A 9,096-nucleotide genomic window follows, 5' to 3' on the forward strand; every position below is an offset into this window, starting at 1 on the left:
AAATAAAGGGAAATAAAATGGGCGCTATATAAGCGCCCAAATATTTACAGGAAAAAAGGACTTGGCTGGAATAGCCGTTCGACGTCAGTAATAAATTTTTTGTCTGTCAGGAACATGATAACGTGATCACCCTGCTCAATACGCAGGTTGTCATTGGCTATCATCACGTCGTTACCTCGCACTACGGCACCAATAATGGTACCAGGTGGAAGTTTAATTTCGTCTATTGCGCGACCGACAACTCGTGATGTCGTTTCATCCCCGTGCGCGACAGCTTCAATCGCTTCCGCAACACCGCGTCGCAGCGAAGAAACGCCGACAATATCAGCTTTGCGCACATGGCTCAGTAGCGCAGATATAGTGGCCTGTTGCGGTGAAATTGCAATATCAATCACGCTACCCTGGACCAGATCAACATACGCCCTACGCTGGATCAGCACCATGACTTTCTTTGCGCCCATGCGTTTGGCGAGCATGGCCGACATAATGTTAGCTTCATCGTCGTTGGTTACCGCAATAAATAGATCAACTTGATCAATATGTTCTTCAGCCAGCAGCTCTTGATCCGAGGCATCGCCGAAAAAGACGATCGTATTTTGCAATTTCTCTGCAAGCTCGGATGCCCGTTGCTGATTGCGTTCGATCAGTTTGACGCTGTAATCTTTTTCCAGACGTCGGGCCAGACCAGCACCGATATTACCGCCACCCACTAACATAATACGCTTGTAGGGTTTTTCCAGACGCTGAAGTTCACTCATTACGGCACGAATATGCTGTGAAGCTGCAATAAAGAATACTTCATCACCCGCTTCAACAATGGTGGAACCCTGCGGACGAATTGGCCTGTCATGACGGAATATCGCCGCGACGCGGGTATCGATGTGTGGCATATGCTCGCGCATTGTCGACAGTGCATTGCCAATCAATGGCCCGCCGTAATAGGCTTTGACCACCGCCAGACTGACTTTACCTTCGGCAAAATTTACTACCTGTAACGCACCCGGGTATTCAATCAGTCGGTAAATACTATCGATAACCAGCTGCTCTGGTGCAATCAGATGATCGATAGGCACTGCATCAGACTGGAACAGTTTATCTGCATCGCGGACATAATCCGGCGAGCGAATTCGGGCGATACGATTGGGGGTATTAAAGAGTGAGTATGCTACCTGGCAGGCAACCATATTGGTTTCATCTGAGCTGGTTACTGCAACCAGCATATCGGCGTCGTCAGCTCCGGCCTCACGCAGTACACGGGGATGAGAACCATGGCCTTGCACAACGCGGAGATCAAACTTGTCCTGCAGGCTGCGCAGACGCTCACCATTGGTATCGACTACCGTGATATCGTTGTTCTCTCCGACCAGGTTCTCAGCCAACGTACCGCCAACTTGTCCTGCGCCCAGAATGATAATTTTCATCAGTTGCGACCCGTTATCTCATCACTTCTTGATTAGCTTAGCGTAAAAGAAACCGTCACCTTCTTCTGCACCCGGTAAATTCTGGCGCCCTGGCTGTTCCGGCGTACCCGTTTCACTTAATAGAGCATCAGGCGTTCGTGCCAGGAAGGCAGAGATTTGCTGTTGGTTCTCTTCAGGCAAAATAGAACAGGTTGCATAAACCAGCGTGCCACCCGGTTTCAGATGTGCCCAGGTCGCATTAAGTATTTCTGCCTGCAATTGGGCGAGTTCAGCAATATCCCGATCGCGACGCAGCCACTTTATATCGGGATGGCGACGGATGACCCCAGTGGCAGAGCACGGTGCATCTAACAAAATGCGATCAAACTTTTGTTCGCCGCACCACTGTTCGGGGTAACGACCATCGCCCTGTTTAACGGTTGCCTTCATGCCAAGGCGTTTCAGGTTGTCATAGACACGCGACAGACGTTTTTCATCGACATCGACAGCCATCACATTAGCTTGCGGGGCAACTTCCAGAATGTGAGTGGTTTTACCGCCCGGCGCACAGCACAGGTCGAGGATCTGTTCACCGTCCTTCGGTAACAGATAGGTCACGCATCCTTGAGCTGAAGCATCCTGGACGGTCACCCAGCCTTCGTCAAAACCTGGTAGGGCGTGCACAGGAGTTGGCGTTTCCAGACGTACCGCATCCGGGTAGTCCGGATGCGGGAAGCCGGTTAATCCCGCTTCGGTAAGTAGATCCAGCCAAGCGTCGCGTGTATGGTGGTTACGATTGACACGTAGCCACATCGGTGGTCGCTGGTTATTGGCTGCAAGAATCGTCTCCCACTGTTGTGGATAGGCATTTTTGATACGCTTAACCAGCCATGAAGGGTGTAAAAAACGCAGTTCGCTTTGCGCAAATTCGGTGAGCAACTCTTCCTGACGGCGCTGAAACTGGCGTAATACGCCGTTAATTAGCCCTTTCAGCTGAGGTCGCTTGATAACGACTGCACCTTCGACGGTTTCAGCAAGCGCAGCATGTGGCGGAATACGAGTATGCAAAAGCTGGTAGAAGCCAACCATAATCAGATAGTGGACAGTGCGCTGTTTGCCCGTCATCGGGCGTTCCATCAACTGTTGAATCATCCACTCCAGCTGGGAGAGCGTACGTAAAACGCCGAAGCAAAGCTCCTGCAACAGCGCCTTATCTTTATCGGCTACTTTTTGCTGCATGGCGGGCAGCACGTTACTCAACGATTGGCCCTTTTCAACAACCTGTTCGACGGCCTGGGCCACCATACTGCGTAAATTAAGATGTTTTTTCATAAGCGCAAAAATAAAAATGCCCGGAGGTTCCGGGCTTTAAAAGAGATGAACCGTCAGATCAGACGATTTCCGGGCACAAACCACTCCCGACGTGAATTGAGCAGATCCTGTGCGCTCATCGCTTTCTTGCCGGCAGGCTGTAAAGCGATGAGATTCAGGATGCCGTCGCCTGTTGCGACCTGGATGCCCTGCTTTGTCGCCTCGAGGATGGTGCCTGGTGCAGCCTGTGTGTTCGCAGCAATAACAGAAGCTTTCCAGACTTTTACTGGCTGACCTTCTATTTCAAGCCAGCTCATTGGCCACGGGTTAAAGGCGCGGATACTGCGTTCCAGTTGAGCGGCCGAAAGCGACCAGTCGATACGGGCCTCTTCTTTGCTGAGTTTTTCAGCATGCGTAACCAGAGATTCATCCTGAACAACTGGTTTTATTGTGCCAGCAGCAAGCTGTTTTAGCGTTTCAATCAGCCCCTGAGGCCCTAAATCTGCCAGCTTGTCGTATAACGAACCGCTAGTATCTTCTGCCGTAATTGAGCAGGACAGCTTATGCAGCATATCGCCTGTGTCCAGACCGACATCCATCTGCATGATGGTTACACCGGTTTCGGTGTCGCCTGCCCACAATGAACGCTGGATCGGCGCGGCTCCACGCCAGCGTGGAAGCAGAGAACCGTGAACGTTGATACAACCCAGACGCGGCATGTCCAGTACGGCTTTTGGCAGAATCAGGCCATAGGCTACCACCACCATTACATCTGCGTGCAGGTCAGAAACCAGTTGTTGGTTTTCCTGGGGACGAAGAGATACAGGTTGGAAAACGGGTATCCCTTTTTCTTCCGCCAGCACTTTCACCGGGCTGGGCATTAGCTTTTTACCACGTCCCGCAGGGCGGTCTGGCTGGGTAAACACGCCAACGACGTTATGTCCAGAAGACAACAGCGCGTCGAGATGACGCGCTGCAAAGTCAGGTGTACCCGCAAAAATAATACGTAGTGAGTCTGACACGTTGATTCTTGTCCTTAAGCTCGGGCGTTCAGGCGGTCGAGTTTTTCAACTTTCTGACGAATACGTTGTTGCTTCAACGGAGACAGATAATCGATAAACAGTTTACCGACCAGGTGATCCATTTCATGTTGGATGCAGATAGCCAACAGGCCATCGGCCTCCAGTTCAAAAGGCTTGCCGTCGCGATCGAGCGCACGAATTTTTACTTTTTCAGCGCGCGGTACTAATGCACGTTGTTCAGGAATAGATAGGCAGCCTTCTTCAATGCCGGTTTCGCCGTCTTTCTCCAGTAGCTCTGGGTTAATGAGTACCAGACGCTCGTCACGGTTTTCAGAGACATCAATAACAATGATGCGCTGATGGATATCGACCTGTGTTGCGGCCAGACCGATACCTTCTTCGGCGTACATCGTTTCGAACATATCATCAACGATACGCTGAATTTCTGCATTCACTTCTTCAACTGGCTTTGCGACTTTGCGAAGACGCTCGTCCGGAATATGTAACACTTGCAAAACTGACATAGTTATCCAGAGTTGTGTTCAGGAATTGGAAAGATTATTACCTCTATTCTAGACAAAACCCGCTCTGATTGACAGCATCAGTGACCAATCGCAAAGATTGCCAGGACTGCTTGTGGCAGGGGAACAGGGATGACCCATATTGAGATTTGGTTACGTTTAGCACAAGTGAATGAACTGTATGGTGATGAGATGGTGCGCACTGCTCACTGGCTTATTGCTCAACCGGGTATTAACAATACGATACTTCGGCATGCAGGGCTCACTCCTCGTCAGGTCGAACGTTTTCAGGCCTTTTCTGAGCAGTCACTGGAAAAAACGCTGCGTTGGCTTGAGTTACCCCATCATCATCTGGTTTTTGCCGACAGCAAGTATTTTCCGCCGCAGCTGCGTGCTATTGAGGATTACCCAGGCGTACTTTTCATTGCTGGTCGCCCTGAGTGTCTTCACGCATTTCAAGTTGCTGTTGTCGGCAGTCGGCAGCACTCCTGGTATGGCGAACGATGGGCGCGGTTGTTCTGTGAGAAGCTTGCAGCATGTGGTGTGACGATCACTAGCGGACTGGCTAAAGGGATTGACGGTGTGGCGCATACAGCAGCGATAAACACACAAGGGGCTAGTATTGCGGTACTGGGAAATGGCCTGGAAACCATATATCCGCGGCGACATGTTCGACTTGCTGAAAATTTGATAGAGGCCGGAGGCGCGCTGGTGTCTGAATTCCCTTTGGATATGCTCCCTTTACCGCGTAATTTTCCCCGACGAAATCGCATTATTAGTGGTCTAAGTAAGGGAGTACTGGTTGTTGAGGCGGCACAGCGTAGCGGCTCATTAGTCACAGCACGCTGTGCACTGGAACAAGGACGGGAGGTTTTTGCTTTGCCTGGGCCGATCGGGAGCCCGGGAAGTGAAGGGCCCCATTGGCTCATTCAGCAGGGAGCCATGCTTGTGACGTCACCAGAGGAAATACTGGAAAGTTTGCAATATGGGCTGCAATGGTTGCCAGATGAGCCTGAAAAATCAATTTATTCGCCGGATCACGAAGAGGTGGCATTGCCATTTTCAGAGCTCCTGGCTAACGTAGGAGATGAGGTAACACCTGTTGACGTCGTCGCTGAACGTGCCGGCCAACCTGTGCCAGAGGTAGTGGCTCAACTGCTCGAACTGGAGTTAGCAGGATGGATCGCAGCTGTACCCGGCGGCTATGTCCGATTGAGGAGGGCAAGCCATGTTCGACGTACTAATGTATTTGTTTGAGACATATATCCATAACGAAGCAGAGCTGCGTGTGGATCAGGACAAACTGGAACGGGATCTTACCGACGCTGGTTTTGATCGTGAAGACATCTACAACGCGTTACTGTGGCTGGAAAAGCTTGCTGATTATCAGGACGGCCTTGCCGAACCTATGCAGCTTGCATCAGATCCCCTTTCTGTACGTATTTATACTGCAGAAGAGTGCGATCGGCTGGATGCGAGCTGTCGGGGGTTCCTGCTATTCCTGGAGCAGATTCAGGTGCTAAACCTCGAAACGCGAGAAATGGTGATAGAGCGCGTACTTGCGCTGGATACGGCTGAGTTTGATCTGGAAGACCTGAAGTGGGTGATCCTGATGGTCCTGTTCAACATTCCAGGCTGCGAAAATGCCTATCAGCAAATGGAAGAATTACTCTTTGAAGTGAATGAAGGTATGCTGCATTAATCAATCTTCATTCAGTATGAGTTGTTATGGCTAAATCAGCACTGTTTACGGTGCGTAAAAACGAGCCCTGTCCACAATGTGGGGCTGAACTGGTTATACGTTCCGGGAAACACGGCCCGTTTCTCGGTTGCTCACACTATCCAGAATGCGATTATGTCCGTCCGCTGAAATCATCTGCGGACGGACATATAGTCAAAGTTCTGGAGGGTAAATTCTGCCCAGCATGTGGCGCTGAACTGGTGCTGAGGCAGGGACGATTCGGTATGTTTATTGGGTGCAGTGATTACCCTGCCTGCGATCACACTGAGCTTATCGATAAACCTGATGAAACAGCAATAGTATGCCCCCAATGCCAGACGGGCCATTTGGTTCAGCGGCGTTCACGTTATGGCAAAACCTTTTACTCCTGCGATCGCTATCCGGAGTGTCAGTTTGTCATCAACTTCAAACCGTTAGCCGGAGAGTGTCCAGAGTGCCACTATCCGCTACTCATCGAAAAGAAAACCGCGCAGGGTGTGAAGCATTTCTGTGCCAGTAAACAATGTGGAAAGCCGATCCCGGCGGAATAAAAAAGTGAATAAAAACCTGCCTACGGACCCCATCGCTGCCGCGATAGAGGTTCTGCAACAAGAAAATGTCATCGCTTATCCAACAGAAGCCGTTTTTGGTGTCGGGTGTGATCCTGACAGTGAAACGGCGGTAACGCGTCTGTTGGAACTCAAACAACGTCCAATAGATAAAGGTTTGATTTTGATTGCGGCAAACTTTGATCAACTCAAACCGTATATTGATGACAGCATGCTTACTGATGCTCAACGTGAAGCTGTTTTCGCGCGCTGGCCAGGCCCTGTCACCTTCGTTTTTCCGGCATCTGTGACTACGCCGCGTTGGCTAACTGGTCGTTTTGATTCACTCGCCGTGCGTGTCACGGATCACCCGCTGGTGGTTGCATTGTGTCAGGCCTATGGCAAGCCATTAGTTTCCACCAGTGCTAATCTGAGTGGACTACCACCCTGCAGAACGGTAGAGGAAGTACGGGCGCAGTTCGGAGACGGTTTTCCAGTGGTTGAAGGTAATACCGGCGGGCGTTTGAATCCCTCGGAAATCAGAGATGCTTTGACGGGTGAACAGTTTCGACAGGGGTAATATGAAAGAAGCCTATGCTGTTTTTGGTAATCCGGTAGCGCACAGCAAATCGCCTTTTATTCATCAGCAATTTGCAGAGCAGCTGAAGATTGATCACTCTTATGGTCGGGTGTTGGCGCCCATCAATAACTTTGTGAATACGCTCAATGCCTTTTTTGCGGATGGGGGGAAGGGAGCCAATGTTACCGTTCCCTTTAAAGAAGAGGCGTTTGCGCGTGCTGATGAACTAACAGAGCGGGCATCGTTGGCTGGAGCGGTTAATACCCTAAAACGGCTGGAGGATGGGCGCTTACTGGGTGATAACACCGATGGTATCGGCCTGCTTAGCGACCTTGAACGTTTGTCTTTCATTCATCCCGGGTCTCGCATTCTGCTGATTGGGGCTGGTGGAGCGTCCCGCGGTGTGTTGCTGCCTCTCCTGTCTATGGATTGCGCAGTGACTATTGTTAATCGTACCGCTTCGCGGGCTGAAGAATTGGCGCAGATCTTCTCCCATACCGGTAGCGTTCAGGCGGTGGGAATGGATGAGCTGGATAATTACACTTTCGATTTGATCATCAACGCGACTTCCAGTGGTATTAGCGGCGATGTTCCAGCCATTCCGGCATCGCTCATTCACTCTTCGGTCTACTGCTACGACATGTTCTACCAAAAGGGGAATACCCCGTTCCTTTCCTGGTGTGTATCACATGGTGCAAAACATTGTGCCGATGGTTTGGGAATGCTGGTGGGGCAAGCGGCACATGCTGTTTTGCTCTGGCATGGTGTGTTGCCGGAGATTGAGTCTGTGATTAAAACACTGCAACAGGAACTTTCCGTATGAATCAGGCGATTCAATTCCCTGATAGGGAAGAGTGGGTGGCGGATATTAATTCCGTCATCTTCCCGGCGATGGTTCATGGTATGCAGCTAAAATGCGCCATAAAAGGAGAGACGCTGGCGCATCGCTTTGGCGGCGACACGCCTGAACAGTGGCTTGAAACTTTTCGCGAATATCGCTGGGATCTGGAAGAAGAGGCTGAAGCATTGATCCAGACCCAGCAAGAAGATGATCAAGGTTGGGTCTGGTTATCCTGACCTAAATACTCATCTTTCCACTTCACGTAGTTGTTAGCGGAGTACTGTAGGCCTGCTTTCTCTTCATCAGTTAGTGGGCGGATTTGTTTAACCGGGCTTCCCAGATACAGATATCCGCTCTCCAGGCGCTTGTTTTGCGGGACCAGACTTCCTGCTCCGATCATGACGTCATCTTCTACTACTACGCCATCCAGCAAAATCGATCCCATACCGACTAAAACGCGGTTGCCAATGATGCAGCCGTGTAGCATGACTTTATGACCTACAGTCACATCTTCGCCTACGATCAGAGGGTTACCTTGCGGATTAGATGTGGATTTATGTGTGACATGCAGCACGCTGCCATCCTGAATGTTTGTACGGGCGCCAATCTGTACGTAGTTCACGTCGCCACGAATCGCAACCAGTGGCCAAATCCCGACATCATCAGCCAGACGAGTATCGCCAATGACAACACTACTACTATCGATCATGACGCGCTCGCCGATCTGTGGGAAAAGATCCTTATAAGGACGCAGTACATCAGACATGTTTACCTCAATGAAAATAGGGCGGTAATGAAGACTTTGGTTGGATTATTGAGTCTGTGCAAGTGATTTAGTTATCAAAAATCAGCCAAATTGCACAGGAATGTAGCGAAAGGAGTGAAAAACAAGCACTCGGTAAAAAAGATCCAAAAAATACTTGTGCTAAAAAATGGGATCCCTATAATGCGCCTCCATCGACACGGCGGATGTGAATCACTTCACGCAAACAGCCGGTCCGGTTGAAGAGAAAAATCCTGAAAATGAGGGTTGACTCTGAAAGAGGAAAGCGTAATATACGCCACCTCGCGACAGAGCGCTAAAGCGCGTCGCAACTGCTCTTTAACAATTTATCAGACAATCTGTGTGGGCACTCGAAGATACGGATTCTTA

11 protein-coding genes are annotated in these 9,096 nt (G+C 50.3%); 6 read left to right on the forward strand and 5 right to left on the reverse strand.

What is annotated here, in order from left to right:
* Positions 1–44: 44 nt before the first annotated feature.
* The 4 genes from trkA to def are packed head-to-tail and all read right to left on the reverse strand — an operon-like array spanning position 45 to position 4,257.
* On the reverse strand, positions 45–1,421 hold the full coding sequence (trkA, locus tag NNO02_RS15730; RefSeq protein WP_115601380.1) for a Trk system potassium transporter TrkA: 1,377 nt from the start codon (positions 1,419–1,421) through the stop codon (positions 45–47).
* Between the two features lie 21 nt (positions 1,422–1,442).
* On the reverse strand, positions 1,443–2,732 hold the full coding sequence (gene rsmB, locus NNO02_RS15735) for a 16S rRNA (cytosine(967)-C(5))-methyltransferase RsmB (RefSeq protein WP_271442362.1): 1,290 nt from the start codon (positions 2,730–2,732) through the stop codon (positions 1,443–1,445).
* Between the two features lie 53 nt (positions 2,733–2,785).
* Positions 2,786–3,733: a methionyl-tRNA formyltransferase gene (gene fmt, locus NNO02_RS15740; protein ID WP_271455210.1), complete on the reverse strand. Its 948-nt coding sequence runs from the start codon at positions 3,731–3,733 to the stop codon at positions 2,786–2,788.
* Between the two features lie 14 nt (positions 3,734–3,747).
* A complete protein-coding gene (def, locus tag NNO02_RS15745; RefSeq protein ID WP_040232019.1) occupies positions 3,748–4,257 on the reverse strand; it encodes a peptide deformylase in 510 nt (169 codons plus the stop codon).
* A gap of 129 nt (positions 4,258–4,386) precedes the next feature.
* On the opposite strand from def, the gene dprA reads away from it, so the two are divergent.
* From dprA to NNO02_RS15775, 6 genes are read left to right on the forward strand one after another with little or no spacing between them, the layout of a single operon-like run.
* Positions 4,387–5,511, forward strand: a complete 1,125-nt coding sequence (gene dprA / locus NNO02_RS15750; protein WP_271455211.1) for a DNA-protecting protein DprA — start codon at positions 4,387–4,389, stop codon at positions 5,509–5,511.
* On the forward strand, positions 5,483–5,956 hold the full coding sequence (gene smg / locus NNO02_RS15755; RefSeq protein WP_005134083.1) for a DUF494 family protein Smg: 474 nt from the start codon (positions 5,483–5,485) through the stop codon (positions 5,954–5,956). The genes dprA and smg overlap by 29 nt, the downstream gene beginning before the upstream one ends.
* A gap of 26 nt (positions 5,957–5,982) precedes the next feature.
* Positions 5,983–6,525: a DNA topoisomerase family protein gene (locus NNO02_RS15760; RefSeq protein ID WP_137383637.1), complete on the forward strand. Its 543-nt coding sequence runs from the start codon at positions 5,983–5,985 to the stop codon at positions 6,523–6,525.
* A 4-nt stretch (positions 6,526–6,529) separates the two neighbouring features.
* Positions 6,530–7,102, forward strand: coding sequence for an L-threonylcarbamoyladenylate synthase type 1 TsaC (gene tsaC, locus NNO02_RS15765; protein WP_271450462.1), 573 nt, complete (start codon positions 6,530–6,532; stop codon positions 7,100–7,102).
* Between the two features lies 1 nt (position 7,103).
* Positions 7,104–7,925 (forward strand): shikimate dehydrogenase, encoded by an 822-nt coding sequence (gene aroE / locus NNO02_RS15770; protein WP_271455212.1) that lies wholly within the window; start codon positions 7,104–7,106, stop codon positions 7,923–7,925.
* Positions 7,922–8,179: a DUF1488 domain-containing protein gene (locus NNO02_RS15775; protein WP_271455213.1), complete on the forward strand. Its 258-nt coding sequence runs from the start codon at positions 7,922–7,924 to the stop codon at positions 8,177–8,179. The genes aroE and NNO02_RS15775 overlap by 4 nt, the downstream gene beginning before the upstream one ends.
* Here the strand turns inward: NNO02_RS15775 and NNO02_RS15780 are convergent.
* Positions 8,155–8,709 carry a gamma carbonic anhydrase family protein gene (locus tag NNO02_RS15780; protein WP_271455214.1) on the reverse strand — a complete coding sequence of 185 codons (555 nt, stop codon included), beginning with the start codon at positions 8,707–8,709 and terminating at the stop codon, positions 8,155–8,157. The two genes, NNO02_RS15775 and NNO02_RS15780, sit on opposite strands and share 25 nt — an antisense overlap.
* Positions 8,710–9,096: the final 387 nt, after the last annotated feature.

The organism is Citrobacter sp. Awk 2 (genome assembly GCF_028069815.1).
Classification (GTDB): Bacteria; Pseudomonadota; Gammaproteobacteria; order Enterobacterales; family Enterobacteriaceae; genus Citrobacter.

Bases quoted from the DNA above. Each gene is read 5' to 3' on its own strand.
- trkA (WP_115601380.1), bottom strand. From the start codon at position 1,421: ATGAAAATTATCATTCTGGGCGCAGGACAAGTTGGCGGTACGTTGGCT.
- rsmB (WP_271442362.1), bottom strand. From the start codon at position 2,732: ATGAAAAAACATCTTAATTTACGCAGTATGGTGGCCCAGGCCGTCGAA.
- def (WP_040232019.1), bottom strand. From the start codon at position 4,257: ATGTCAGTTTTGCAAGTGTTACATATTCCGGACGAGCGTCTTCGCAAA.
- dprA (WP_271455211.1), top strand. From the start codon at position 4,387: ATGACCCATATTGAGATTTGGTTACGTTTAGCACAAGTGAATGAACTG.
- smg (WP_005134083.1), top strand. From the start codon at position 5,483: ATGTTCGACGTACTAATGTATTTGTTTGAGACATATATCCATAACGAA.
- NNO02_RS15760 (WP_137383637.1), top strand. From the start codon at position 5,983: ATGGCTAAATCAGCACTGTTTACGGTGCGTAAAAACGAGCCCTGTCCA.
- aroE (WP_271455212.1), top strand. From the start codon at position 7,104: ATGAAAGAAGCCTATGCTGTTTTTGGTAATCCGGTAGCGCACAGCAAA.
- NNO02_RS15775 (WP_271455213.1), top strand. From the start codon at position 7,922: ATGAATCAGGCGATTCAATTCCCTGATAGGGAAGAGTGGGTGGCGGAT.
- NNO02_RS15780 (WP_271455214.1), bottom strand. From the start codon at position 8,709: ATGTCTGATGTACTGCGTCCTTATAAGGATCTTTTCCCACAGATCGGC.